This is a genomic window from Flavimaricola marinus, assembly GCF_900184895.1.
GTDB lineage: Bacteria > Pseudomonadota > Alphaproteobacteria > Rhodobacterales > Rhodobacteraceae > Flavimaricola > Flavimaricola marinus.
The window spans coordinates 1,063,925-1,090,550 of record NZ_FXZK01000001.1; the positions used below are offsets into that span (position 1 = coordinate 1,063,925).

General features: G+C 61.8%; 26 protein-coding genes. 4 read left to right on the plus strand and 22 right to left on the minus strand.

Features of this window, described 5'->3' with window-relative positions:
* Nucleotides 1-2: 2 nt before the first annotated feature.
* The 11 genes from LOM8899_RS05170 to LOM8899_RS05220 all read right to left on the minus strand — a co-directional run bounded on the left by LOM8899_RS05170 (nucleotide 3) and on the right by LOM8899_RS05220 (nucleotide 10,892).
* Nucleotides 3-470 carry a 4-hydroxylaminobenzoate lyase gene (locus tag LOM8899_RS05170; RefSeq protein ID WP_093991035.1) on the minus strand — a complete coding sequence of 156 codons (468 nt, stop codon included), beginning with the start codon at nucleotides 468-470 and terminating at the stop codon, nucleotides 3-5.
* A gap of 94 nt (nucleotides 471-564) precedes the next feature.
* Complete coding sequence (locus tag LOM8899_RS05175; RefSeq protein ID WP_093991036.1) at nucleotides 565-2,106, minus strand: acyl-CoA dehydrogenase family protein; 1,542 nt, start codon at nucleotides 2,104-2,106, stop codon at nucleotides 565-567.
* Between the two features lie 3 nt (nucleotides 2,107-2,109).
* Nucleotides 2,110-2,982, minus strand: coding sequence for an amidohydrolase family protein (locus LOM8899_RS05180; protein ID WP_093991037.1), 873 nt, complete (start codon nucleotides 2,980-2,982; stop codon nucleotides 2,110-2,112).
* Between the two features lie 2 nt (nucleotides 2,983-2,984).
* A complete protein-coding gene (locus LOM8899_RS05185) occupies nucleotides 2,985-4,784 on the minus strand; it encodes a feruloyl-CoA synthase (protein ID WP_093991038.1) in 1,800 nt (599 codons plus the stop codon).
* On the minus strand, nucleotides 4,756-5,232 hold the full coding sequence (locus tag LOM8899_RS05190; RefSeq protein ID WP_093991039.1) for a MarR family winged helix-turn-helix transcriptional regulator: 477 nt from the start codon (nucleotides 5,230-5,232) through the stop codon (nucleotides 4,756-4,758). The genes LOM8899_RS05185 and LOM8899_RS05190 overlap by 29 nt, the downstream gene beginning before the upstream one ends.
* Nucleotides 5,232-5,993: a crotonase/enoyl-CoA hydratase family protein gene (locus tag LOM8899_RS05195; protein ID WP_093991040.1), complete on the minus strand. Its 762-nt coding sequence runs from the start codon at nucleotides 5,991-5,993 to the stop codon at nucleotides 5,232-5,234. Before LOM8899_RS05195 ends, LOM8899_RS05190 begins: the two co-directional genes overlap by 1 nt.
* 5 nt (nucleotides 5,994-5,998) lie before the next feature.
* Nucleotides 5,999-6,763, minus strand: coding sequence for an SDR family NAD(P)-dependent oxidoreductase (locus LOM8899_RS05200; protein WP_093991041.1), 765 nt, complete (start codon nucleotides 6,761-6,763; stop codon nucleotides 5,999-6,001).
* Between the two features lie 67 nt (nucleotides 6,764-6,830).
* Nucleotides 6,831-8,327, minus strand: a complete 1,497-nt coding sequence (locus tag LOM8899_RS05205; RefSeq protein WP_093991042.1) for a TRAP transporter large permease — start codon at nucleotides 8,325-8,327, stop codon at nucleotides 6,831-6,833.
* A complete protein-coding gene (locus tag LOM8899_RS05210) occupies nucleotides 8,324-8,896 on the minus strand; it encodes a TRAP transporter small permease (protein WP_211096160.1) in 573 nt (190 codons plus the stop codon). The genes LOM8899_RS05205 and LOM8899_RS05210 overlap by 4 nt, the downstream gene beginning before the upstream one ends.
* Before the next feature lie 76 nt (nucleotides 8,897-8,972).
* A complete protein-coding gene (locus LOM8899_RS05215) occupies nucleotides 8,973-10,013 on the minus strand; it encodes a TRAP transporter substrate-binding protein (protein WP_093991044.1) in 1,041 nt (346 codons plus the stop codon).
* 444 nt (nucleotides 10,014-10,457) lie between these two features.
* Nucleotides 10,458-10,892 carry a MarR family winged helix-turn-helix transcriptional regulator gene (locus LOM8899_RS05220; protein WP_245820434.1) on the minus strand — a complete coding sequence of 145 codons (435 nt, stop codon included), beginning with the start codon at nucleotides 10,890-10,892 and terminating at the stop codon, nucleotides 10,458-10,460.
* A 96-nt stretch (nucleotides 10,893-10,988) separates the two neighbouring features.
* On the opposite strand from LOM8899_RS05220, the gene LOM8899_RS05225 reads away from it, so the two are divergent.
* On the plus strand, nucleotides 10,989-12,869 hold the full coding sequence (locus LOM8899_RS05225) for an FAD-dependent monooxygenase (RefSeq protein ID WP_093991045.1): 1,881 nt from the start codon (nucleotides 10,989-10,991) through the stop codon (nucleotides 12,867-12,869).
* Here the strand turns inward: LOM8899_RS05225 and uxuA are convergent.
* Genes uxuA through LOM8899_RS05245 form a run of 4 tightly spaced genes read right to left on the minus strand, consistent with a single transcriptional unit; the run spans nucleotide 12,844 to nucleotide 15,933 of the window.
* A complete protein-coding gene (gene uxuA, locus LOM8899_RS05230) occupies nucleotides 12,844-14,016 on the minus strand; it encodes a mannonate dehydratase (protein ID WP_093991046.1) in 1,173 nt (390 codons plus the stop codon). The genes LOM8899_RS05225 and uxuA overlap by 26 nt on opposite strands.
* 28 nt (nucleotides 14,017-14,044) lie before the next feature.
* A complete protein-coding gene (kduD, locus tag LOM8899_RS05235; RefSeq protein ID WP_093991047.1) occupies nucleotides 14,045-14,788 on the minus strand; it encodes a 2-dehydro-3-deoxy-D-gluconate 5-dehydrogenase KduD in 744 nt (247 codons plus the stop codon).
* On the minus strand, nucleotides 14,785-15,609 hold the full coding sequence (gene kduI, locus LOM8899_RS05240) for a 5-dehydro-4-deoxy-D-glucuronate isomerase (RefSeq protein ID WP_093991048.1): 825 nt from the start codon (nucleotides 15,607-15,609) through the stop codon (nucleotides 14,785-14,787). The genes kduD and kduI overlap by 4 nt, the downstream gene beginning before the upstream one ends.
* A gap of 18 nt (nucleotides 15,610-15,627) precedes the next feature.
* On the minus strand, nucleotides 15,628-15,933 hold the full coding sequence (locus tag LOM8899_RS05245) for a cupin domain-containing protein (protein ID WP_093991049.1): 306 nt from the start codon (nucleotides 15,931-15,933) through the stop codon (nucleotides 15,628-15,630).
* A gap of 275 nt (nucleotides 15,934-16,208) precedes the next feature.
* On the opposite strand from LOM8899_RS05245, the gene LOM8899_RS05250 reads away from it, so the two are divergent.
* Nucleotides 16,209-16,907, plus strand: coding sequence for a GntR family transcriptional regulator (locus LOM8899_RS05250; protein ID WP_093991050.1), 699 nt, complete (start codon nucleotides 16,209-16,211; stop codon nucleotides 16,905-16,907).
* Nucleotides 16,908-17,180: 273 nt separating this feature from the next.
* Entirely contained in the window at nucleotides 17,181-19,061 is a 1,881-nt protein-coding gene (locus LOM8899_RS05255; RefSeq protein ID WP_245820435.1) for an alpha-amylase family protein, read from the plus strand.
* Nucleotides 19,062-19,323: 262 nt separating this feature from the next.
* Here the strand turns inward: LOM8899_RS05255 and LOM8899_RS05260 are convergent, their stop codons facing one another.
* From LOM8899_RS05260 to LOM8899_RS05270, 3 genes are all read right to left on the minus strand, one after another.
* A complete protein-coding gene (locus LOM8899_RS05260) occupies nucleotides 19,324-19,509 on the minus strand; it encodes a PLDc N-terminal domain-containing protein (protein WP_093991051.1) in 186 nt (61 codons plus the stop codon).
* Between the two features lie 118 nt (nucleotides 19,510-19,627).
* Nucleotides 19,628-20,053: a SpoIIAA family protein gene (locus tag LOM8899_RS05265; RefSeq protein ID WP_093991436.1), complete on the minus strand. Its 426-nt coding sequence runs from the start codon at nucleotides 20,051-20,053 to the stop codon at nucleotides 19,628-19,630.
* Nucleotides 20,054-20,114: 61 nt separating this feature from the next.
* Entirely contained in the window at nucleotides 20,115-20,981 is an 867-nt protein-coding gene (locus tag LOM8899_RS05270) for a PRC-barrel domain-containing protein (protein ID WP_093991052.1), read from the minus strand.
* A gap of 233 nt (nucleotides 20,982-21,214) precedes the next feature.
* Here LOM8899_RS05270 and LOM8899_RS05275 point away from each other — a divergent pair, with 233 nt between their 5' ends.
* A complete protein-coding gene (locus tag LOM8899_RS05275) occupies nucleotides 21,215-21,712 on the plus strand; it encodes a ferritin-like domain-containing protein (RefSeq protein ID WP_093991053.1) in 498 nt (165 codons plus the stop codon).
* Nucleotides 21,713-21,809: 97 nt separating this feature from the next.
* On the opposite strand, the gene LOM8899_RS05280 is transcribed toward LOM8899_RS05275, so the two are convergent.
* From LOM8899_RS05280 to LOM8899_RS05295, 4 genes are read right to left on the minus strand one after another with little or no spacing between them, the layout of a single operon-like run.
* Complete coding sequence (locus LOM8899_RS05280) at nucleotides 21,810-23,696, minus strand: bifunctional sugar phosphate isomerase/epimerase/4-hydroxyphenylpyruvate dioxygenase family protein (RefSeq protein WP_093991054.1); 1,887 nt, start codon at nucleotides 23,694-23,696, stop codon at nucleotides 21,810-21,812.
* On the minus strand, nucleotides 23,693-24,544 hold the full coding sequence (locus LOM8899_RS05285) for a shikimate dehydrogenase family protein (RefSeq protein ID WP_093991055.1): 852 nt from the start codon (nucleotides 24,542-24,544) through the stop codon (nucleotides 23,693-23,695). The genes LOM8899_RS05280 and LOM8899_RS05285 overlap by 4 nt, the downstream gene beginning before the upstream one ends.
* Nucleotides 24,541-26,049, minus strand: a complete 1,509-nt coding sequence (locus tag LOM8899_RS05290) for a tripartite tricarboxylate transporter permease (protein ID WP_093991056.1) — start codon at nucleotides 26,047-26,049, stop codon at nucleotides 24,541-24,543. The genes LOM8899_RS05285 and LOM8899_RS05290 overlap by 4 nt, the downstream gene beginning before the upstream one ends.
* A 2-nt stretch (nucleotides 26,050-26,051) precedes the next feature.
* Nucleotides 26,052-26,624, minus strand: coding sequence for a tripartite tricarboxylate transporter TctB family protein (locus LOM8899_RS05295; protein ID WP_093991057.1), 573 nt, complete (start codon nucleotides 26,622-26,624; stop codon nucleotides 26,052-26,054).
* Between the last annotated feature and the right edge of the window lie 2 nt (nucleotides 26,625-26,626).

The window sequence follows — 26,626 nt, forward strand, 5'->3', positions numbered from 1 at the left end:
GCCTATCGGTTGGTGAATTCGATTGCCCCCTCCGGCAAAAGATACAGGACGTAAGCGTCGCCGCCCGCCACTGTCGGGTGATGGTGCGAACCAGGCGGATAGACATACCAGCCCGGCCCCCGGCCATCGAAAGTAGGGTCGCCCTCAATCGGCATCACCGCACCGATCTCGCCGTTGGGATGGATGTGGTGCGGCCCGATGAGGTTGTTCATCCGCACGACGTCGACGCTGAAACGGCCCGCGCCAGAGCCCGGCTTCAGGGCGCGGCCAAACTTGATCCCGCCCTGTTCTCGGCCCATCAGCCAGCCTTCGCGCTCGCCCTTGGCGCAAAGCGCCGTCATCTCCTCGAAAAGCGGGCCGTCCTTTGGAAAGGTCGCGTTCAGATGATCGGCCATCTCTTGGCCGACCGGCAGATCCACAAGGCTCTCGGCCACTTGGTGCATCAATTCGGTGAAGCGTTCCTTTGACATCCCGTCCTCCCGTGATGGGGGAGAGTTTGCCGATCTGACGTTGCTGAGTCACGAAGAATAAGCATCATAATGCTTTTCTTCGTGACTTTATGCGCTATATCGCATTAAATTTCGCGAGCGCCACCAAGGAGCGGCGCGATGCACGCGCAGCCAGCCGCTGCATCCGAGCCGTGTCCGGGTGCTGCGACGCGGCAGCATCAATCCGGTGCCAGACCAGTTGGTTCACCAGCTCGGCCGTTACTTGCATAAAGCCGTCAGCCAGCTTCGCCGGAGCGTCGGCAGCCTCCACCACGTCACGTGCGCGGCGCCATCCATACAACATCGGCGTCCCGTCCAGTGGTCCGGCACAGGCCGCGTCCAGCGCATCGAGCGGCGCCTTCTGCCGCAAGAGGCGGGTCGCCAGCGCCAAGGCATGAATCCCGTTCGCGCCCTCGTAGATGCGGCAAATCCGGGCATCACGCCAAATCTGCGCCAGCCCGTACTCCTCCAGATAGCCATAGCCGCCAAGCACCTGAATCCCCAGATCAGCCGCCTCCGTCGCAGCCTCGGTGCAGAAATACTTGGCCACCGGCGTCAGGGCCTCCAGCAGATCAGGCGCATCACCGCGCTCCAGCACGGCCATCGCGAAATGGGCAATGCCGCGCGCGCCGACGGCCAACATATCCATCTGGTCCAGCATCCGGGCGACATCGGGGTGTTGGTCCAAGGTCAACCCCCTGCCCTGCACCCGCTCGGCGGCATAGGTCCGGGCGATATCGGTGGCGCGGGCGGCATGAGCCACACCCTGCAAGGCGACGTCCAAACGGGCATGGTTCATCATGGTGAACATTGCAGCCAGCCCAGCGCCCTCGGCGCCGATCAACTCGGCCTCAGCCCCGTCAAAGCTCAACTGACAGGTCGGCGAGGCATGGATGCCCAGCTTTTCCTCGATCCGGGTCACGGTCACCGCATTGCGGGTCCGATCGGCACGCTCCGACCGGCACAGGAACAGCGACAAGCCACCCAAACCGTCGTCGCCGCTGCGGGCCAGAACCAGATGCAGGATGCCGCGCGACATGTTCTGATCGCCGCCGCTGATGAAAATCTTCTCACCGGTGATCGACCACGTGTCACCGGTTCGCTCTGCCTTGCAGCGAATGCGGGACAGGTCCGACCCGGCTCCGGCCTCGGTCAGCGCCATCGTCGAAAGCCACTCACCACTGACCAGCGGCGGAATATTCTGCGCCTGCTGCTCGGGCGTGCCATAGCGCATCAGCACGCCGATTGCGCCGGGAACAAGCCCGGTGACCATCTGCATGGCGTGGTTGGCACCGCTATAGATCTCGGACACGGCAGCCTGCGTCAAGCTGTCCATCTCCTGACCACCATGGGCCTCTGGGGCGGTCAGGCCGGGCCATCCCTGTTCGGCAAACTGCGCATACGCCGCCTTGAAGCCATCGGGCATCCGAACCCGGCCATTCTCCAACCGCGCGCCTTGCGCATCTCCCACCGCGTTCAACGGGGCGAGCTCGGCTTCGGCAAAGCTGGCAAAATGAGCGGCGATCTCACCGCTCAACTCGGCATCCCAATCCGGCACATCAGCGACATGGCGCAACGAAAAGGCGATATCGTCAAGCGGTGCGCGGAATGGGATCATGGGTCAGGCCAGACCAAGCAACCGGGCGGCGTTGCCCTTGATGATGTCCGGGCGCAACTCGTCCTTGATGGCGATCTTCTCGAAATCCGACAGCCAGCGTTCCGGCGTGATCATCGGCCAGTCAGAGCCGAACAGCACCTTCTTGCGCAGGATGGAGTTGCAGTAGCGAACAAGGATCTCCGGGAAATACTTCGGGCTCCAGCCACTCAGGTCGATATAGACATTGGGTTTGTGCTGCGCCACGGCCAACGCCTCTTCCTGCCACGGGAAAGAAGGGTGGGCGAGGATGATCTTCATCTCAGGAAAATCGACGGCCACATCGTCCATATACATCGGATTGGAATACTTCAGACGCATGCCATTGCCGCCCGGCATGCCTGATCCCACGCCGGTCTGGCCGGTGTGAAACAGGGCGATCCCGCCCTCATCGGCAATCGCCTCATAGAGGCCGTATGCCATGCGGTCGTTGGGGTAGAATCCCTGCATCGTCGGGTGAAACTTGAACCCCTTGATGCCGAAATCCTTGATCAGACGGCGGGCTTCGCGTTGACCCATCTTGCCCTTATGCGGGTCGATGCTGGCAAACGGGATCAGCACATCGCTGTTCTCCGCGGCGATCTCGGCGACCTCCTCATTGGCATAGCGGCGATAGCCGGTCTCACGCTCTGCATCGACGGGAAAGATCACGGCGGCGATGTTCTGGGCGCGGTAATGGGCGGCGGTTTCAGGGACGGTCGGTGGATGCTTCCACGGGGCGCGGAAATAGCTGGCCATCGTGGACTGCAAATCGTCGTAGCCATCGTCGGCATGGCATCCGCAGGGTTCCTCGGCATGGGTATGAATGTCGATGGCGCGAATTTTGTCGAGGTCAATCATGGTCAGCCTTTCGGAATCAGGATCGTGGCCGCATCGTCATCGGAGTAGAGCCGCTCCAGCAGATCGGCGCGGCGGGTCTGGATCTTGCGGAGGTTGAGGTTGCCCTTGGCGGTGATCTCGCCATCGGTCAGTTGCGGCGGCTCTGCCATGACGAGGGCGCGGGCGATGCGGGTCGATGAACCTGCGGTCGCATTGGACAGCGCCTTGACCAGCACGTCGGCCAGCCCCGGCACGATCAGCGCACCGTTGTCCTCGGTCACGCCCTCGGCATCGCGCAGAGACTGCGACGGCACGATCAGCACCCCGATCTCGCTCCGGTCGGCACCGGTGATCACCAGATCGGCGGCGTGCGGGCCAAGAGCGGCCAAAACCTCCAGCCGCAGGTTCGCCGCACGAACCCAAGTGCCGGTCATCAGCTTGAAATCCTCAGAGATGCGCCCGTCAAACAGCAGGCCCAGATTGGGCGTGTCGAAATCCACGAATTTCATCGCGTCACCGGTGAGGAAGAAGCCATCTTCATCAAAGCTGTCGGCAGTCTTGACCGGATCGGCAAAGTAGCCGTCAAAGATGTTCGGGCCACGAACGCGCACTTCGCAGCGTTTGTCCTCGTCCGGGATCAGCTTGACCTCGATCCCGGGCAGCGGCACCCCGATCACGCCGGAACGATGGGTCGGCTCATGCTGCAACAAGGTCGCCGGAGCGGTCTCGGTCAGGCCCCAGCTAGAGGTGAACAGCGGCATGTCCCCACGCACCTCGCGGGCCATGTCCTCAAGGTCGGTCCACACATCCTGCGGCAGCGAAGCGCCGGCATAGAACAGCATGTCGAGGTCTTGGAAATAAGCGCGGCGCAACTCCTTGTCGTCGCGCATCACATCGCGCAGCTTGGCAAAACCGACGGGAACGTTGAACGTCACCGTCCCGGTTTGCAGACGCAGGTTCTCGATCGTCTTGCCGACCAGCGCGGGCACAGGCTTGCCGCCATCCACATACAACGATCCGCCATTGGCGAGGATCATGTTGAAATTGTGAGAGCCGCCGAAGACGTGGTTCCACGGCAGCCAATCGACGATCACCGGCGGCTTGGCCGTCAGAAACGGCAGCGCCTGCGCGATCTGGGTCTGGTTGGTGCACATCATCCGGTGAGTGGTCAACACGCCCTTGGGCGAGGATGTGGAGCCGGACGTCATCAGGATCTTGGCCACGGATTCAGGGCCAACGGCGCGGGCAGCCTCCGTGATGTCACCGCCCTTTGCGGTCAACTCGGCCAAGGTGACCGACCCGGACGGGCCACCCTGGCTGGTCAGCTTGCGCATCCCCGCAAAGCAGTCACGCTCGAGCACTTCGGCCAGCGCATCACCGTCCTCGGCAAACACGGCGCCCGGCTTGACGAGGCCCGCGACGTAATCGAGCTGCACGCGGGCGGGCGGGATCAGAGCGTATTGCTCGGCCACCGGAACCGTCGGAATACCGACATACTGGGCCGCCAGCGTCAACAAGGCGTGGTCGACACTGTTGCCCGAGATAATCAGTATCGGAGTTTCGGAGGTCAGTCCGAGGCCGAGCAATCCACCGGCCATGGCGCGGGTCTGCTCTTGCGTTTCGGCATAGCTCATCTCGCGCCAGCCGGGGCCAGAGCGTTCCGCGATGAACAAGGCGTCGGGGGTCTCGGCGGCCCATTTATCGAGCCAGTCGGTCGTCTTGTCGACCACCGTGCCCAACGGCGTGTTGCTGGTCAGGAGATAGGTTCCGTCCGCACGCTCGGTGCGGGTGATGTCATGGCTTAGGTATGGTGACTGGGACATCGTCTTCTCCCTTGTGGCCGTTGGCCTCTATCCTTTGCAGCAGGCCGATCAGCGCCTCGCGCTCGGCCAGGCTGAAACCTGTCGTCAACCGGGCATCATGGTCCTGAACCGCAGCCGTGGCTGTGCGATACTTCTCGCGACCGGCCAGCGTGCAGGTCAGCACCCATGCACGGCGATCGCTCGGATCGCGGTTGCGGCTGATCCAGCCGGCAACCTCCAACTCGTCGATCAGTTGCACCACATTCGGGCGCTCGATCGACAGGGCATCGGCCAGTTGCGACTGACGCACCCCGGCATGGGACGCGATCACCGACAGCACCGAATAGGACGTCATCCGAAGGCCAAGAGGCTTCAGCGTCGCATTCAGATCCGCCTGTATCACGTTGAAGGCCCGCTTCATGTGATAGCCGGAAAACTGGCGCAGCGCGGTATCGATACGATCGGGCATCAGCGGAATTTCGGGGCGCGTTTTTCGAGAAACGCGTTCAGCCCCTCCTTGGCATCTGCTGTGGTGACCGCCAGCGAGGCGGCAAGGCTCTCGGTAAACAGACCATCCTGGGTGGACATGTTGTTGATGCGCGGGATCGCCTGCAACATCATGTAATTGGACAGCGGAGCATTTCGGGCGATCTTGCCCGCCAACTCTCTGGCCAAGCCCATCGCCTCGCCCTCGCCCACGGAATAATGCGCAAGCCCAAGGGCAAGGCCCTCGTCGGCGGTATACTTGCGGCCGGTCAGCATCATCTCGGTCATGCGGTCCGCGCCGATGATCTTGCCGACGCGAACAGTGGCACCACCGCCGACAAAGATGCCCCTGCGGCCCTCGGGCAGTTGAAAGATCGTCGACGGCTCGGCAATGCGGACATGGGTCGACGTGGCGATCTCGAGGCCGCCACCGATCACCGCACCGAACATCGCCGACACGACAGGCAGGCCACCCATCTGGATCTGATCCAGAATGCGGTGCCACCCGCGGGAATGGTAAATGCTCTCCTCGGCGTCGCGGGCGACATGCTCGGCCAGATCAAGGCCCGAGCAATAGTGGCCAGCGGTGCCTGTGAGGATCGCCACGCGGACCCCCTTCGGCGGGTTGAAAAAGAACGCGCCCAGCTCGTCGAGCAACTCGTCCGACATCGCATTGCGCTTTTCCGGGCGGTTCATTGTCAGGGTGGCAATCGGGCCATCAACGTCGATCAGAACTTGGGTCATTCAGGCTACCTCGGCGGCAAACGCACAGCGCCATCGAGGCGGATGATCGTGCCATTCAAATAGGGGTTTTCAATAATGTCGCCGGCCAGCTTGGCGAACTCGGAGGCATGGCCCAGACGGGCCGGGAACGGGATGTTTGCGGTGATCTGCTGGGCGACCTCTTCGGGAAGGGTCTCCATCATCGGGGTCATGAACAGGCCCGGCGCAATGGTCATAACGCGAATGCCGGGCTTGGCGAATTCGCGAGCGGCCGGCAGGCACATCGACGCGATGGCGCCTTTGGAGGCAGCATAGGCGGCTTGGCCCAACTGGCCGTCCTCATAAGCGGCGGACGAGGTGTTGATGATCACGCCGCGCTCGGTCGTATCGAGCGGCGGCATGTCCATCATGGCCTGGGCGGCATAGGTCATGATGTTGTAGGTGCCAAACAGGTTGACGTTGATCACCCGGCGGAACTCGTCGATCGAAGTCTTGCCCTCGCGGCCGACGATACGGGCGGCGGTGCCGATGCCTGCGCAATTGACGACGATCCGGGGGGCCTGACCAAAACGGGCCATGGTCGAGGAAATCGCGATGGCGGCATGCTCGCTGTCACTCACGTCGCATTGCTGGGAATACCCGCCGATCTCGGCGGCCACCTGCGCGGCGCGATCACCGTCGAAATCGAGGATGGCAACATCCGCGCCCTTGTCGGCCAGATAGCGGGCCGTCGCCTCGCCCAGACCACTGGCTCCGCCGGTGACGACCGCCACTTGCCCTTCAATACGCATGCCACCAGCCTCCCACTGATTATGCCTGATAATAGATATGCACTATACCTATATGCGAGTCAACGATCTACCAGGGAATAAGGACCAGAGTGATGATCGGGAATGCCACCAGAACCGCCACACGAAACAGGTCGGACGCGACAAAGAACAGCACGGCCTTGTAGGTCTCGGTCATCTTTGTATCGCGGTCCATGGCGTTGATGATGAACAGGTTCATCCCCACCGGCGGCGTGATCAGCCCGACCTCGACGACGATCAGCACAAGGATGCCGAACCAGATCGCGACCTGCTCGGCGTTCAAACGGTTCAGCGCCCCGGTCGAGACGCCGCGCATGCCCAATTCGCGCACCTGCTCACGGGTCAGCTCCACGCCTTGAGCGAGTGCAGCCTGCGCCTCGGCCAAAAGCGCGGGCGCGATCTCGGCACCATCCTTGATCAGTTCGGACAGGCGATGGGCCTGCAAATCGACCATCGAGACAAAGCCGAAATCGAGCTCCTGCATCACAGGCCAGAAGATCGGGATCGTCAAAAGGATCATCGACAGACTGTCCATCAGACAGCCGAGAAGCAGATAGAAGATCAGGATCAGGATGAGGACGACCATCGGGCTGAACCCCTGCTCGACAACCCATGCCGCGATCTCTTGCGGCACTTGGGTCAGCGCGAGAAATCCGTTGTAGAACGCCGCGCCCAGCACGATGAAGAAGATCATCGCGGTGGAGCGCGCGGTCACAAAAATGCTCTCGGCAAGGCTTTCGCGGTTCAGCCCCCCGTTGACCCACGCGATCAAGCCTGTGCCAAACGCACCGACAGCCGCACCCTCGGTCGGGGTGAACCAGCCAAGGTAGATACCGCCGACGACGAGGCCAAAGACCAGCAGGACAGGCCAGACATCGACCATGGCGCGAAAGCGCTCGGCATAGGGAATCCGCTCCCGGACACCGGCCGATTTCGGAAATAGCCGGACATAGATCGAGATCACGACGATATAGCCAAGGGCTGCCAGAATGCCGGGGATAAAGGCTGCGAGAAACAGCTTGGCGATGTTCTGCTCTGTCAGAATGGCATAGATCACCAGCACCACAGAGGGCGGGATCAGAATGCCCAAGGTGCCACCGGCGGCGAGGGTCGCGGTCGAGAAACCACCGGCATAGCCATAGCGACGCATCTCAGGCAGGGCGACACGGCTCATCGTGGCAGCGGTCGCCAGGGACGACCCGCAAATCGCGCCGAATCCGGCACAAGCGCCCACGGCGGCCATGGCCACACCGCCCTTGCGGTGGCCGAGCCAGCTTTCGGCGGCCTTGAACAGCGCCTGAGACATACCGCCCAAGGTTGCGAAATGGCCCATCAGCAGGAACATCGGAATGATCGACAGCGAATAGCTGGAAAAGGTGGTGAAGGTCTCCGACTTCAACCGGCCGAACGGCACGGTGGTGTCTCCGGTCACAAGGACTAGGCCCACCAGACCGGCCAGAAACATGGCGAGGCCGATCGGGACTCGCAGGAAAATCAGGAGCAAGACTGCCGGAAACGACAGTATGCCGATGATCAGGTCACTCAATGGTCCGCTCCCAGGTCAGCAGGAAGGATGGCCTGGCCGGTCGCGGCCTCGGCCAGACGCACCACGGCGATATAGATTGAAATGATCGCGGCGACGGCCGCGCCGACGACCGACGGGGCATAGGCCCACCACACCGGAAACTGGATCAACAGGGTGGTCTGCCCGGATCGCATCTTGCTTTGCATGCCGCCAAGCAATTGCACCGCGATCAGAACGATCACTGCGGCGAACAGGATGTCGATGATCACCCGCAATATGCGGTTCGCCCGATCCGACATCTGCGAGGTAAAGATATCCACCGTCGCATGGCCGCCGGATATCTGGCAGAGCGGCAGGAATGAAAAAATCGAGAAGGCGATACCCGCTTCGATCAGCTCAAAGTCTCCGTTGATCGGACCGATGCCCAAAGCCAGCGCCCAATCGGCAAAGCCCTTGAGGCCCCCCTGAAAGAAATCCGAATGCAGCACGCCGTTCAGGGAACGGCCGACAATCGACACACAGGCCATCAGGATCAAGGCAATCAGCATCAGCCCACCCAGATATGCCATCAGGCGGGATAACTTGAGCATGAATGGATACACCGCTCATCTCCAAATTCTGGTGTGAGAGTGGCCGCGCCCGATGCGGAGCGCGGCCAGAGGCGCCTTAGTTGGCGGCTTCGTATTCGGCCATCAGGGCACGGGCCTGATCGATCCGGGCCTGACCGTCGACGCCGAGCTCGGCCATGTCGGCGATCCAGGAGTCGTAGATCGGCTGAACGAGCGGCAGCCAATCGGACTCGGCGGTTGCCGCATCGATGGTGATAATGTTGTTGCCAAGCTCGACAGCGACCTCACGGGCCGGGCCATCGGCATCCGCCTGCGTGCCACCGGCAAAGATCGAGAATTCCAGACCGGAATTGTCGTCGATCACCTGCTGCAGGTCAGCGGGCAGATTGTTGTAGGCGTCGTTGTTCATCGCCAGAACAAAAGTCAGGTTATACAGCGCCGGACCTTCGAACTCGGTGTGGTTCTCGACTAGCTCTGCCACGCGGAGCGAGGTGGTCACTTCCCACGGAATGGTGGTGCCGTCGATCACACCCTTGGACAGACCCTCGGACACCGCAGGCACAGGCATACCGACCGGGGTCGCACCGGCGAGCTCCAGAAGCTGGTTCACCAGACGCGAACCGCCACGGATCTTCATGCCTTCGAGATCGGCAGGCACTTCGACAGGATCCGACGTGTGGAACATGCCGGGGCCATGCACCCATGTGCCCAGAATATGCACGTCAGAGAATTCGTCCTGCATATGCTCTTCGTACATCTTCCAATAGGCGTAGGACGCAGCGCGGGCATCGCCCACCATGAACGGCAGCTCGAATACCTCGGTAGAGGGGAAGCGGCCCGGCGTATAGCCGACGACCGTCCAGACGATGTCGGCCACGCCGTCGATCGCCTGGTCCATCAGCTCCGGCGGGGCACCACCCAACTGCATGGCGGGAAAGCGGTCGATCTTGATGCGGCCATCCGAATCGGCTTCGACAGCGTCGGCCCAGACGTCCAGAACCTGCACGGGCACATTGGCCTGCGCCGGCAGGAACTGGTGCAGCTTGAGCGTATATTCCTGAGCAAGAGCGCCCGTGGCCGCCATCGCTCCGACTGCGGCACCAGCCATGGCGCACAGAATAGTTCTCCGATTGGTCATATGTTTTCCTCCCTAAGACCGTTCTCCAAAGGCCTTGCGACCTGTGTCTCCTCACGCCGCGCACGGGCAATCAGACCCGACTCGACGACGTGACCCCTCAGTGGGTATGATGCATAACCATTATAGTTTGTCATCATATTTCTCGGGAGAGGGGCGTGATCGCGTTCGGGGCGACGCAAGACTTGCGGTGCGTGGCCCGGCAATGCCAGTTGGACCGACACTCTGCGCGAAGAATTGGAAGCCGCCAAGCCCGTTTCTGAAACAGCTGCATGCACACGCTCCCTCGGCGATGACAACGCCGCCCGGACATCGGCCGATGCGACGCCAAATTCCAGCCATGTCAAGGCGTTGCGCTGATCCGGCTCGATCAGCTTTGGACGACAAGCACCCCCGCCCCGGCCCGAAGGCCGGCCCAGGGCCTCGGCCCCCGCGCAATCTCCCGACCTACTCAAGCGACAAACTCTTCTGCATCAGACGCACCAACTGCGCGGCCTCTTCCTCGGTCAGACTGCCAAGAATCTGTGGCTGCAACTCCGTGACCAAGGGCGTCAATCGGTTCAAGAGAGCGGCACCCTCTTCCGTCAATCGAAGTTTCCGGGCGCGGCGATCGTCGGCATCGGTCCACCGGACGACCAATCCACGATCCACCAGACGGGCCACGACACCACCGATCGTGGCGCGGTCATAGGCCACCATCCCGGCCAACGTCGCCTGATCTATGCCTGGCCATTGCGCCAAGGCCGACAGCGCGGCGAACTGCACCGAGGTGATCTCGATCCCCGCCGCCCTGACCCGCTCCTGAAACACCGCCGTCGACTGCTGATGCAGTCTGCGGATCAAATGACCCGGCATTTTGACGATGGGGAAATCAGCGTTCATCGGCGCTCCACAATTAGTATGCATGCTTACCATATTGACTCGCGGCGCTGAAGTCCACTAGAAAGTAAGCATACTTATTATTTTGGGAGGCGCGCCATGCAATATCACCTCAACGGATTTCACTCAGGCGATCCGGCGCGGGCCATAGCCGCTCACAACGATGCCGCGGGCGACACCGTCGATGTGTTGATCGTCGGCTGCGGCCCCGCCGGGCTGACGCTCGCCGCGCAACTGGCGCAGTTCCCCGACATCACGACGCGGATCACCGAACGCAAAGCCGGCCCGCTCGAAATGGGTCAGGCCGACGGGATCGCCTGCCGCTCGATCGAGATGTTCGAGGCCTTCGGCTTTGCCGACAAGGTGATGAAAGAGGGCTACTGGGTGAACGAAGTCGCCTTCTGGCGGCCCAAGACCGACGGCAAAGGGCTGCAGCGCGCCGACAGGATACAGGACGTCGAGGACGCCCTGTCCGAGATGCCGCATTTGATCCTCAGCCAAGCCCGCGTCCACGATTTCTATCTGGAGGTCATGGAAAACAGCGCCCATCGGCTCCAGCCCTCCTATAACCGCGACCTGATCACCGTCACGCGGACCGACGGCGCCGAGCACCCGATCACTGCAACCTTTGCCCTGCCGGATGGCAGCACCGAGACGGTCAACGCGCGCTATATCGTCGGCTGCGACGGCGCCCGCAGCGTCGTGCGCACTGCGATGGGGCATCAGCTCAAGGGCGAGGCCGCACGCCAGCTTTGGGGGGTGATGGACATCCTCTGCGTCACCGACTTCCCCGATATCCGGCTCAAGGCGGCGATCCAGTCTGCCGATCAGGGCAGCATCCTGATCATCCCCCGCGAAGGTGGCTATCTGGTGCGGATGTATATCGAACTCGACGCGCTGCACGGCGACGAACGCGCCACCGACAGGAACGTCAGCGCCGAGATGCTGATCGAAAAAGCGCGGACGATCCTCGCGCCCTACACGCTCGACGTGGCGCAGGTGGCATGGTGGTCGGCCTACGAAATCGGACAGCGGGTCTGCGACGGCTTTGACGATATCGGCGCCGACGAACGGGGCAGCCGCAGCCCCCGGATGTTCATCGCGGGCGATGCCTGCCACACCCACAGCCCCAAGGCGGGGCAAGGGATGAACGTCTCCATGGCCGACACCTTCAACCTCGGCTGGAAACTGGCCGCCGTGCTGCGCGAACAGGCCGGGCCGGAATTGCTCGACACCTACTCCGAGGAACGGCGTGCCAAGGCCAAGGAACTGATCGACTTCGACCGCGACATGGCCCGGCTGTTCTCGGCCAAGCCAAAGGACGCCACCGAAGCTGCGCAATTCCAGACCTACTTCAAAAAGCACGGTCGCTATACTGCTGGCGTCGAGACCCGGTATGACGCCTCGATGATCACCGGCAGCGGTGCGCACCAACAACTGGCCAACGGGCTTCGGGTCGGGATGCGGTTCCACTCGGCGCCTGCGATCCGGTTGGGCGATGGGCGGCGGCTCCAGCTTGGGCACGTGCTCAAAGCCGACGGACGCTGGCGGATCATGGCCTTTGCCGGGGCGGGCGATACGGGGCAACCGGACGGCGGGATAGGAAAGCTCTGCGACTTTCTAGGCAGCGACGACCACAGCCCGCTGCGGCTGTTCACCCCGATCGGCGCGGATATCGACAGCGTCATCGACCTGCGGGCGGTGTTCCAATCCGATCACCGAAGCATTGATTTGGGTCAGCTACCCGCGCTGCTGCTGCCGCGCAAAGGCAACTTCGGGCTGATCGACTATGAAAAGGCGTTCTGCCCCGATCTGAAAACCGGGCCGGATCTCTTTGACCTGCGCGGGATCAACCGGACGAAAGGGGCCATCGCCATCGTGCGACCCGATCAATTCGTGGCGGATATCCTGCCGCTCGACGATTTCGCCGGGTTGAGCAGCTTCTTTGGCCACATCATGCGTGTGCCAAAGCGCGGATAACGCCGCGCAACTCGGCCAGCCCGCGCATCCGTCCGATCAATGGGTAGCCGGGCACGTTGTCGCGGCCCAGATCGGAGAGCATCTCGTGGCCGTGATCCGGGCGGAACGGGATCAGCGCGTCATCGCGGCCCACCTCCGTCCGGCGGGCTTGCTCGGCCAACAGCACCTTGATCAGGGCCACCATATCGGTGTCGCCGTCCAGATGGGCAGCCTCCTCGAACGACCCGTCCGGGTCTTTGCGGACATTGCGCAGATGAGCAAAATGGATGCGGTCGGCCACTTGGGCGGCAATCGCGGGCACATCGTTGACCGGGTTCGCACCCAGCGATCCCGAACACAGGGTCACACCGTTGGCCGGGCTGTCCACAGCCGCCATGATCCACGCCAGATCCTCGCCCGACGACACGATGCGGGGCAGGCCCAGAATGTCGCGGGGCGGATCGTCGGGGTGGACACACATCCGCATCCCCAAGTCCTCGGCAGTCGGTATGATCTCTTCCAGAAACCGTTTGTAGTTGGCACGCAGCGCCGCCCGGTCGATCCCGGCATAGGCGCGAAGCGCCCGCTTCAGGCCCTCGATGTCATAGCGGTCAAAAGCGCCGGGCAGACCGGACATGATCGAATGCAGCAAGCCCTCGCGCTCGGCCTCGCTGGCCCGCTGAAACCATGCGGCGGCCTTGGCGCAGACCTCGGGGGAATAGTCGGCCTCGGCCTCCTTGCGGCCGAGCATGTGGATCTCGAATCCGGCCATGCGGACCGCGTCAAAGCGCAGACAGGTGCCGCCGCCCGGCACCGGATGGGCAAGGTCGGTCCGGGTCCAATCCAGCAGCGGCATGAAGTTGTAGCAGATGGTCTTCACCCCCTGCCCCGCCAGATTCGCCATCGACTGGCGGTAGTTGGCAAACAACCCGCTCAGATCACCGTCGCCGCGCTTGATGCGCTCGTGGATCGGCAGGCTCTCGACGACGACCCAGTCAAAGCCGACAGCCTCAAGCTGAGACTTGCGATCGGCCACAGCGGAGACGGGCCATACCTCGCCGTATGGGATGTCGTGCAGCGCGGTCACGATGCCGGTCGCGCCGGTCTGGGCCACCTCGGCCAAGGTGATGGGATCGAACTCGCCGTACCAACGCCAACTCTCGATCATCGCTCACCTGTGCCTTCGGCCCGTCCGGTCATCGGGCGAGCCAGCCGCCATCAACGGCCAGGACCGTGCCGTGCACATACTTGGCAGCAGGGGTGCAAAGGTAAACCGCCGCACCCGCAATATCCTCGGGCTGGCCCCAGCGGCCCGCCGGGATTCGCTCCAGAATCGCCTTGTTGCGCTCGGGATCGTTGCGCAACGCCTCGGTGTTGTTGGTGTCGATATAGCCGGGCGCCACCGCATTCACATTGATACCGCGGGCAGCCCATTCGTTGGCGAGCAGCTTGGTCAAACCGGCCACACCATGCTTCGACGCGGTATAAGACGGCACGCGAATGCCGCCCTGAAACGCCAGAAGAGACGAGATATTGACCACGGCCCCCTGCGCCTCGCGGGCAAAGACCGCCTTGCCAAAGGCCTGCGTGGTGAAGAACAGCGCCTTGAGGTTGACGTCCATCACCGCATCCCAATCGGCCTCGGAAAACTCCAGCGCATCATCGCGGCGAATGATGCCGGCGTTATTAATCAGGATATCGATATCAGGTCCGTCGAACAGGGTCTGACCCGCCATCGGATCGGCAAAATCGACGAGAACCGACGAGGCGACGCCGCCCCCGGCCTCGATCTGGGCGACCGTCTCGTCACAAGACCGGCGACCGGCGCAGAGCACCTCGGCCCCGGCTTGGGCCAAGCCCACGGCGATGGCCTGACCGATGCCGGTATTGGCCCCGGTCACGAGGGCGCGTTTGCCGTTCAGGGAAAAAGCAGCATTCACCGCAACGCCTCCATCGGGATCATGTCCATGTCGGTGAAGTCGACGTTATCACCGGCCATCGCCCAGCAGAAGGTATATGCGCCGGTCCCCGCACCGCAATGGATCGACCACGGCGGCGAGATCACCGCCTCTTCGTTGGCCATCACAATATGGCGGGTCTGCGACGGCTCGCCCATAAAGTGGAACACACGCTGGTCGGCGCCTACGTCAAAATAGAGATAGGCCTCCATCCGGCGGTCATGGGTGTGGGCGGGCATGGTGTTCCAGACGGAGCCTTCCGCGAATTGGGTGTAACCCATGAGCAATTGGCAGCTCTCGGCCACCTCCGGGTGGAGGAATTGCAGGATGACGCGCTCGTTGGCGGTCTCCTTGGCGCCCATCTCGACGCGGCGAGCGTCCGCGAGGGTGATCAGCTTGGTCGGGCATGTGCGATGGGCCGGAGCCGACAGGATGTAGAACCGGCCCGCGCCGGCAAACTCGACCGGGCCAGCACCCATCCCGATATACAGAACCTCGCCACGCTCCAGCGTGTAGGTTTCGCCGGTGACGGCGACGGTGCCCGTGTCGCCCACGTTCAACACCGCCATCTCGCGGCGCTCAAGGAAGGTCGCGGTGCCGGTCTCTTCGACGCGGTCCAGGGTCAGGGTGCCGGCGGCAGGAACAGCAGAGCCGAGGATCAGACGGTCATAGTGACTGTAGACGATGTTGATCTCGCCCTCCGCGAACAGGCCGCCCACATGGAAATGATCGCGCAACTGTTCGGTGTCCAATCCCTTGGCCGTCGCCGGATCAATCGCATAACGGGTTTGGGTCTTAAGCATGAGGTCGGTCCTTTTCGGTCAAAGAAAATCGTCGCGGCGCGGCGTGAAGGTGTCGATCAGAGTGCCGGCCGCCATGCAGACACAGCCGTGGCGCGCGCCGGACGGGATGATCAGGCTGTCTCCGGCGGCAAGGTCATGGTCCTGGCCATCCAGATGAAAACGGAACTTGCCGCTTTCCACGTAGGTCGATTGCACGTGAGGGTGATCGTGGAGCTTGCCCTCGGCACCTTCTTCGAAACGAAAAGCGACGACCATCAGCGGCTCCGCCTCGGCAAGAATTTGACGGGTGACACCAGGGTCGGCGGCGACAACGGGATAAGACATGTGAAACCTCCGAGGATTGAAAATCAGGCCGCGCGGGACGCAAGTCGAACAGACGGGGGCGCTTGAACCAGAGGTCCGATCAGGATACCCAAGCAGAACAGCATCCGAACAAGCGGCTCTCCGGGCAACACATCAGTCAAACGCTTTTCCTCACGGCTCCCCCACTCCCTCTTCATCCTCTACTAATATTCTAGTATACTACCTGTCAAGACTGGTATACTACGAAGACGAGCAAACACCGGCGACGGGAAAGGGCGCGCGGGGAAAGGGTGACGATGTCAACGGGACAAGCCATTGAACCGCTGGAGAAGATGGGGGAGCCGTCGGTCACCGATCAGGTATTCGGCGTCTTGCGGCACCAGATCCTCAACTTGACGCTCGAGCCCGGCACCAAACTCTCCGAGATAGAAGTCGCACGGCAGATGGACGTGTCGCGTCAGCCGGTGCGCAATGCCTTCTACAGCCTGTCGAAACAGGGGCTTCTCGTGATCCGGCCGCAGCGAGCCACGCAAGTCAGCCTGATCTCAGAGCCTGACGTCGCTCAGGCCAACTTCATCCGGACCGCTCTGGAAGCAGAGACCTGCCGGATCGCCGCACAGAGCATGACCAAGGATGATCTCAAGGTGCTGGAAACCCTGATCCAGGATCAGTTCTCGGCAGAGGCGGCGGGGGACAAGCCCTTGTTCCACCAGCTCGACGACCAATTCCACCAAGAGATCTGCAATCGGACCGGCGCACCGCACGCGTGGGAGATCATCTACGAATCCAAGGCTCACGTGGACCGGGTCCGCATGCTCTCGCTCGATCTCGGATTGAGGGCGGCGATCGACGGACATGTCGCGATCTTCGATGCGATCAAGGCCCGGAACGAGGTGGACGCGGTCGCCGCACTTCGGGCGCACCTGTCGCGGATCCGCATTGCATTCAACGACATCAAGGCCAGCCACCCCGACTGGTTCGACACCGACGCCTAGGCGATCGACCCTGCCATCGGCGCCATGCGGTGCATCAAGGCACACAGGCCCGTTCCCGAATACATCGCCCCTGACCTCGCCGCCCGCGGAACCGGCACTCCGGCCGGGGGCAACGGCGCGGGCCCGAATGACCGGCGCGCCGAACGGTTCAGGACCACCGACACGACCTGTCCGACAGCGGCGTGACTCCGGGCCGCGCGGTGCTTGCGTTGAATCGGACAAGCTGCGAGATTTCCAAGGACGCAAAGCCAACCAGAAGCCGGGGCCTAAAACTTGAGCACATCCACCAAAGAAACCGACATCTTCGATCTGCGCTTCGAGCGCAGCGCATCCGATCTGCTGCCGATGCTGGACGCGCTCTATTCCGGGCATCCGGAATACAAGGCCACGCGGCAAGAGCTGATCGACGAAATGCGCAAGGCGTGGAAGCAACGGCCCGCAGACCTCAAGACGCTCGATCTCAAACGGGATCTGGAACCTGATTGGTTCCAGCGGCCGGACATGGTGGGCTATGTCTTCTATATCGACAGGTTCGCCGGCAACCTGAAGGGCATCCACGACAAGCTCGACTACCTCGAATCGCTGGGGGTGACCTACGTGCACCTGATGCCGTGCCTCAAGCCACGGCCGGGGGACAGCGACGGCGGCTATTCGGTGATGGACTACCGCAAGATCAACCCCGATCTGGGCACCATGACAGAGCTGCAAAAGCTGGCGAAGGTGCTGCGAGAGCGGGGCATCTCGCTCTGCATCGACATGGTGCTGAACCACACGGCCAAGGAACATGAATGGGCGCAAAAGGCGCGCAAGGGCGACCCGGCCTACCAAGACATGTATCTGATGTTCGACGACGACCGGCTGCCAAAGGCCTACGAACAGTCGCTCGTCGAGGTCTTTCCCGACAACGCGCCGGGGAACTTCACCTATTACGACGATATGGAGAAATGGGTCTGGACCACGTTCAACGAACACCAGTGGGATCTGAACTGGGCCAACCCCCGCGTGTTCCTCGAAATCGCCAAGATCATGATGTTCCTCGCCAACAAGGGGCTCACGGTCATGCGGCTGGACGCCGTTGCCTTCATGTGGAAGCGGCTGGGCACCCGGTGCCAGTCGGAACCGGAAGTGCACATGATCCTGCGGGCGCTCAGGGCGGTGACGCGGATCGTTGCGGCGTCGGTGCTGCATCTGGAGGAAGCGATCGTCGGCCCCGCAGAGATGCTCACCTATTTCGGACGTGGCGAACACGACGGGCGGGAAGGCAACCTCGCCTACCACAACAACCTCATGGTGCAATACTGGAGCGCGCTGGCCACGCGGGACACCGGGATGATGACCTATGTCATGCGGACGCACTTCCCGGAAAACCTGACCAACGCCACCTATGCGACCTACGCCCGCTGCCACGACGATATCGGCTGGGCGATCACCGACGAAGACGCCAACGCAATGGGGGTCACCGGTCAGGGGCACCGGGCCTTCCTGTCTGACTTCTACGAAGGGGTGTTCGAGGGGAGCTTCGCCCGCGGCGCCCTGTTCCAGAGCAACGAGGAAACCGGCGACAAACGTATCTCCGGCACATTCGCGTCACTGGCGGGATTGGAACGGGCGCTGGAATCCGGAGACGACGTCCTCGTCAAGATGGCCGTCGAACGGATCCTGATGGGCAATGCCCTCATCGCCTCTTACGGCGGCGTGCCGCTGATCTATATGGGCGACGAGATCGCGCTGCTCAATGAATACAGCTATCTGGACGAACCGGATCACGCACACGACAGCCGCTGGCTGCACCGGCCGCACATGGATTGGAACGCGGTGGCCGAAGCCGAAAAGGGCGAAACGCCCGCCGGTCAGATTCTGGCAGGCACCCGGCATATTCTGGCGCGGCGCAAGGCCACGCCGCAATTGCACGGGGGCTACCCCACCCGAGTGCTCGACGCACCGAACAACGCGATCTTCGCCTTCGCGCGGATCACGCCGACGGGCAATCTGATCGGGCTTTTCAACTTCTCGGAATACGTGCAGGTGATCCCCCGCCAATGGCTCGTGGATAATGGCGTGACGCATTTCCACGATGCACTCGCGAACTCGAGCGCGGGGCTTCAGTCGGGAACGCTGACCTTGTTGCCATATGGGCGCGCTTGGGTCATCTGAATACCCTCAGTTCACGGCAATTGAATGAATTGATCGGCCGCAATAGCGGCCGATTTTCAATTGTATGGCTGAATACAATTCCAACTCAAACATTGTCGCAGCAGTCAATGGCAATTATCGACGAAAAAAAGACGCATGGTATGAAACCATGCGTCAGTGAAAATATGAATGCCGCGAGGGACAGAGAGCAACGGCATTCACATTTGGCAATAACGTCGATTAACAGCGGGGAGGAAGCAAATCGACTTGCCGAATTCAGTCGTTAAACGCGGGCGGTGCTGCCGCGCGGGCCGGCAAAGAACCAGATGATAAAGCCGAGAACGGGCAGAACCAAAACCAGAAGAGTCCAAAGAAGTTTCGACCCTCCGGAGGCACCGCTTTGCCAGATGTTGATCAGCGCGTAAACCGCAAGTGCCAAACCCAGGATGCCAAGAATACCATATTCCATGAGAGTCTCCAATTCTTCCAGTGTTGCTATCTACCAACGCGAAAGTCGGTGAATTGTTCCATGTAAATTTCGATACGAGCGGGATCGAGGCTATGACGGCCTATCCCGCGCCGTCCGGTCAGGCCGCGGGCATCGCGGCCGCTCCGGTCGCCTCGTCCACCGGCCGCGCCCCGACAAAGGTCCAGGCGTCACCCGTCTCCGAGACAGAGAACGCACGAGCGTCGACGGGAATGATCTTGTCGAGGAAACCGATCATCCGGTTCGCCCGCTCCGGTGCGCCGACCACGGCATAACGGGACACGTGCTTGAGCGCCCGGAACCGCGATTCAATGACGTCGTCGTCGAACAGGCTGTCCCAGTCGCTACCGGTAAAGCCGCTCAAATCGAGAAGAAGATTGACCTTCTTGTGCTGGTCGAACGCAATGTTCATCACCTTGGCCAGCGCCTCGGACGCGTCGTCCGTCATCCGGCCGGTCACCTTGAAGGCATAGACCGTCGGAACATCGGTCTTGATCTGCTGAATTGGTCCAAAAGAAAAAGCCATGTCGTTTCCCATCTGTCAGAGCGAAGAAGGGCCGGAGCGTATGCCCCGGCCCCTGCATTGATTAGCCTTCGTAGGCAGGCTGCTGCTCAAGCGCCTCTTGCGAAGCGTCGATGTAGACACGGAAGTGTCCGTCGCCGTCGGCACGCATGATGTTCAGCTCGTCCAGCGTCACGGCGACCGGGTGTTCGCCAATGCCGAGGAAGCCACCAACGTCGATCACGGCGCGGTCCAGCTTGCCGTCAGCGGTCAGAAGAAGCTCGGAAATCTCACCGACATCTTCGTCGCCAACGCCGTAGACGCGGGCACCGGTCAGGTCTTCGGTGTTGAGATCTTCGACCACGGCGGTCTGGAAACCGTCACGTTCGATGTCGGGACGGGTCAGCATGGGGCGGGCGTCTGCCTCCATCTGGTCCATCTCGGTGTCCATCTCTTCGGACATGTCCGTATCCAGTTCGGCGGCCATCTCTTCGTCGGTCATCTGGTCGTCCATCTCGGCACCCAGAGCGGTCCGCTCATAGGCAGGAGCGTCTTCCACGCCGGCTGTCGAGGCGTTGATCACCAGGAAGAAGTCGTCGCTGTCGCCCTCTTCGTTGACGAACTGGATTTCGGACATGTTCACCGAAACGTCCTTTTCGCCAATTCCGAGGAAACCGCCGACGCCGACGATCACGGATTGAACTTCGCCGGAACGGGTCAGAATGATTTCATTGATTTCACCAATGTCGTCCCATTCGGTTTCGCCGTCGGCGGCAATGGTATTGTTGATATCGGCCTCGGATGCGTAAACGCGCATACCGATCAATTCCGATGCATTCAGGTTTGTTTCCACGTCAAAGGTCATATCCGAAAAGGCGCTGGTATGGCCATCGGCATATGCTGCTGTTCCAAGAACCAATGCGGTGGCGGCTGTCGTGAGGAAGCGTGTCATTTCGTTTCTCCTATTAATGGTGCGCCGTCGTCGGGCGCTACAGCCTCACAACTGCGGCAACTCGATATTGGTTCCGTTCAATTCAACGATAGTTTGCTTGACGACGGGTCGATCGGCGGAAAAGTTCCGACGCATATATATAGTGCGCGGTCACTGAATGCTTGGCGGCTATTTCGGAACGATTTAATCAACGGCGCGTTGGATGGGTAATCGAAACGTGACAGGAGATCGCTATGACCATGAATACGCTCACCGACGTCTACCTTGACCAGCTGCAGGACATCTGGAGCGCCAACAAGCAATCGCTCGACGTTGTCGTCGAACTTGGCAAGGCCGCCAGCGACAAGGAGCTGTCGAAAGCCCTGATCGACGGCTCCAACGGCATCAACGACGGTCTGCAAAAGGTCGCCGAGATCTGCAACAAGCACGGCATCAAGCCGAGCGGCGAGCACTGCAAGGGGATGGAGGGCCTCGTCAAGGAAGCCCACGCCCACGTGCTGGATGCCGAATTCAGCGACGATGACGTGCGCGACGCCATGATCATCACGCAGTATCAGCGGATGGTGCACTACGCGTTGGCCGGCTACGGCTGCCTCGTCGCCTTCGCCAACCGGATCGGCGAAGACGAAGACGGCGCGATCCTGCAAGAATGCCTCGATCACACCTATGACGGCGACCGCCGCATGACCGAGATCGCGACGAGCGGCATCAACAAGGCCGCCGCCGCCTGATTGCACTGCCAGTGACGATAAAATGCCATGCCGGCCCCGCTGCATAGCCGGGGCCGGTTTGCTATGTGGTGCCCGGCATGATCGCGTCGGCGCGCGACTACTTCCGAGGCATACCCTTCTGCCGCATCAATCGCTTCTGCGCTGCAATACGGAACGGCGCATTGGGGGCGCCATAGCCGGAATAGCCGCCGCGCCGCTCGACGATTTCAAAGAACATCCCGCCTGCATAGGGTCTGGAATAGTATTGAAAGAACGTCCCGTTCGCGTCTTCGTCATAAAGAATGTTGCCCGCCTTGAGCTTGGCCAGCATCTCCGGCGCGAGGTCGAAGCGGGCGACGAGATCGGCGTAATAGTTGTCCGACATCGGCAGAGGCTCGAACCCTTTCGACGCCATCGCGGCACTCGTCGCAAAGATATCCGAGCTTGCCAGCGCGATATGCTGAACCGAGGCACCGAAGCTGTCGGCCAGAAAACCACCCGCCATCGTGCGATGCGTTTCGGCACCGTTCAGGGTGATGCGAATGGACCCGTCCGACGCCTCCAGCGCCTGACTGCGGACCAACCCGTCCGGGTCGACCACATCCACCATCGGCGTTTTCCGCATCTGGAAAAGCGTCGTGTAGAACAGCGACCAACTCAGCATTTCGTCGTAGCTCATCGTCTGCGCCAGATGGTCGATCCGGGTCAGCCCCGCATCGCCGTGCTCCCCGGCGGTCGGTTCGAATTCGACGGTCCAGACGTCATTCAGCCCCGAGGCCTCGTCGATAAAGTGCAGGACGCTGCCGCTCAGGCCGCGGATGGCGGGAATATCAAGCTCTCCCGGGCCGACCGCTTGCCTGAACGTATCCGCCCCGAGCTTCTGGGCACGATCCACGGCAGCGCCGGCATAATCGACGGCGATACCGATATCGCACACTGTGGTGCCGTGCATCGTGTAGGCGCTGCTGGCGTATCCGGTGGTCTCGCGGTTCACGACGATACGGATTTCGCCTTGGGTCCATAGCGCCAGCTTCTTGGCGATATGGGTGCCGGAATGCCGGAATCCGAGGGTTCGGAACATCTCCTCCAACGCATCCGCCTCGTCACGTCGGGTCGCGAACTCGACGAACGAGACGCCATTCACGAGGGCGCGTCCGGGCATTTCCGGGGCAGGCTGTGGTTCTACGGGCTCACAGCGTCGAACGTCATCCATCAGGGCCACGAGCGACCGATAGCCATCCTTGGCGATCGTTCTGGGCCGGCCGCCACGGAATTGATCGTTGAAGATCTCGAGCGAGATCGGCCCGGCGTATCCAGTGGCGACGACGGCCCTCATGAAATCGGCAACCGCAAGATCACCTTCGCCGGGCATATTGCGGAAATGACGCGACCAATAGAGCAGGTCCATCTCGATCAGCGGGGCATCGGCAAGCTGGACATAAAAGATCTTGTCGCCCGGAATGCGCCGGATCGTGTCCGGGTCGATCTTGCGTGCCAAGGTATGAAAACTGTCGAGGATCAAGCCGACGTTGTCGTGGTCCGCACGTCTGACGATCTCCCACGCATCACGGTGATCGTTGACATGCCTGCCCCATGCCAGCGCCTCATAACCGACGCGAAGGCCGCGGCTGGCCGCGCGGTCGCCCAGTTCGGCAAAGTCCTGCGCGGCGCGATCGATCCCGCCAAGAGCCTCCGGATGGCAGCTGGAGCACACCAGAACGAGATCGGTCCCCAGCTCCTGCATCAGATCGAACTTGCGCTCGGCGCGATCAAAGGCCTTTGCGCGCAGCGGCTCCGGCAACCCCTCGAAGTCACGGAAAGGCTGAAAAAGCTGGATCTCCAGCCCCATGGACCGGATCAGATCACCCACCTCGCGGGGATGGCCGTCGTGGGCGATGAAGTCCTGCTCGAAAATCTCGATACCGTCAAAGCCGGCGGCCGCAATGGCTTCCAGCTTTTCGACCAGATTGCCCGAGATGGATACCGTCGCGATGGAGGTCTTCATGCGTCGTCTCCCTGGATCGCGGCGCGAAGAGCCGCGTGGTCGATGTCCTGCCCGGTGAATATCTCCCAGGCATCGACACCCTGCCCAAAGAACAGCTCATAGCCCGTGATGACGGTCAGTCCGGCCTTTGCGGCGTCCTGAAGGAACTGGGTGTCCACAGGTGTATAGACCGCGTCAAAGACCCAAGTGGCGCCCTGCATCGCCTCGGCTTCGAGGGGCGAGCCTCCGATGCCGACCATTCCCAGCGGTGTGCAATTGATGATCCCGTCCGCACCGCGCGCGGCGGTAACGGCGTCGGTCAAGACCTCGATGCACGTCTCTGAGCCGAGCGATGTCAGCGCCTGCGCAAGAGCGTCCGCCTTGGCGGGATCGAGGTCGACGCAACGAATGACCCGCGCACCCAGCCCGACGAGCCCGAAAGCGACGGCCTTGCCCACGCCGCCGGTCCCGATCAGGCAGACCACGCCGGGCGGCTCGGTGCCGCGGATCGACCGGTAGGCATGCATGAAACCGGTATAGTCCGTGTTGAAACCCTTGGGTCCGTCCTCACCAAAGACAACCGTGTTGACGGCACCGATGCCGCGGACCAACGGGTCGGTCACGGTCACTTTTGCGGTCACGACCTCCTTGTAGGGATAGGTCACGTTGATGCCGCGATAGCCCGACTTGAGGACCTGTTCGAACACCTCGTCGAACGAGCGGCCCATGTCTTTCGGGATCAGCCGGTCATAGGTCACATCCCGGCCTGTCAGCTTGCCCGCAGTCCGGTGCAGTCGCGGCGATTTCGACCGGGTGATATTGTCGCCGATCAGGCCGAGTTTGATGGTGCCGGTCGTTGCTTGGGTCATGTCGTTGCCCTTCCAAAAAGGCGGTTCTTCATGGCGGTCCAGAGCGGTGTCTGACTGACAAAGATCATGATCACCGACACGAAAAGAACCAGAGAGAGCGGGCTGGTGACGATCCCCTCGAAAAAGCGGCCAAGGTCTTCCCGCTCGGAAATGATCGCGCGGCGCCAGTTGTCGTCCAGCAGGCGCGACAGGATCACACCCAGAATGACAGGTCCGAGCGGATAACCATAGTGGCGCATGAAATATCCGAACACGCCAAATCCGAGCATCCAGTAGACGTCGGTGATCGAATTGTTCACCGCATAGGCGCCCACGATCGACAACAGCAGGATCAGCGGAATGATGATCGAACGGGGCATTTCGACGATCTTGGTAAAGATCCTGATGCCTGTCAGCCCGAATATCAACATGAAGACGTTCGCCGTCAGCAGGGCTCCGACGATGAACCAGAACATGTCGGGTTGATCGATCATCAGCATCGGTCCGGGGTTCAGCCCGTGAATGAACAGCGCACCGATCATGATCGCAGTCACCGCGTCACCGGGAATGCCAAGCGTCATCATCGGGATGAACGCCCCGCCCACGGCGGCATTGTTGGCAGTCTCGGGCGCGACAAGGCCCTCCATCGCGCCCTCGCCAAAGGGGACGTCGGGCTCCTTGGTCACGCGTTTCGCATGGTCATAGGCCATCAGCGCGGCGATGTCGCCGCCGGTTCCGGGCAAGGCGCCGATGATCACCCCGATCGAAGAGGTCTGAAGCGACAGCGGCAGGTATTTCCGAATGGTGCCGAACGAGGGAACGATGCGGTCGATCTTCTGGCGGACCGACTTCATGTTGACGTTCTGAAGCTGCTGCAGCGCCTCGGAGACGCCAAACATGCCGATCATCACGGCGATGAACGAGATCCCGCCCTCCATGATCTTGAAGTCGAAGGTGAAACGCTCCGCGAAGGTCAGCGGGTCGCGACCGACGGCACCGATGGCAATGCCGAAGGCACCGGCAAAGATGCCCTTGACCAGAGACCCGCTCGACAGCGACCCGACCAGAAGGATGCCGAGCACGGCCAGCAGCATGTAGTCGCGGGGCTGAAAGGTCAGGGCGAATTCCGAAACGAAAGGCGCCGCAAGGGCCAGCACCAGAATGCCGATCAGCCCGCCGAAGAACGACATGACCGTGGTGACGCCGATGGCCTCGCCGGCCGCGCCCTTCTGCGCCATGGGATAGCCGTCCATCGCCGTGGCGATGGCCGAGGGCGCTCCGGGTATATTGAGCAGGATCGCGGTGCGTGAACCGCCGTAGACGCCGCCCATGTAGATGCCGACCATCAGCGAAATCGCGGGCAGCACCTCCCACGAGAAGGTAAAGGAGATCAGGATCGACACGGCCATCGTTACCGAAAGACCGGGGATCGCTCCGATATAGATGCCCGCAAAGGTGCCGACGCCTACCAACATCAAGAGCTGCGGCTGGGTAAAGACCGTCAGGATCGCAAGGAGGGTTTCCATGGTCAGCCCTTTCCCGAAAAGAAATTGCGGAAGATCTGGATGAACTCGGCCTCCGGCACGATGCCCGCAGGCAGCAGGACGGTGAACAGGATGCGAAACACCAGCCAGATCACCAGAAGGGACACGAATGCCATGGTCAGCGCATGGGCCCAGCTCTTGCCGGACAAGAGCTTGAAGGCGGCGATCAGAAACAGCGCGGCGGTCGGCAGGAAACCCAAGGGTTTCAGCAGCACGCCGAACAGCACGAGAAATCCGACGAAGACGACGACCATCATCGGCAGGATGTCTTTCGACAGGGTCTCGCCCGCAACCCTGGGCAGCCTCGCGGTGCGAACCGCGACCACAAGCGCAGAGATCACCATGACCAGACTCGTCGCCATCGGGATCGAACCGGGCGATGACAGCGCCTTGAACCCGGAGATGCCGTAGGCGCTGTATAGCAGGCCAAGGCTCGCCACGGTCAGAAAGACCGCAAAGCCAAGCTCACCCGGTCTGCGCTTTTCGACGTAGCCGCCCGGCAACGCGTCCGACGTGCCGTCGTGATGGTCCATGTCGCCTCTGAATTCGGGATCCATGA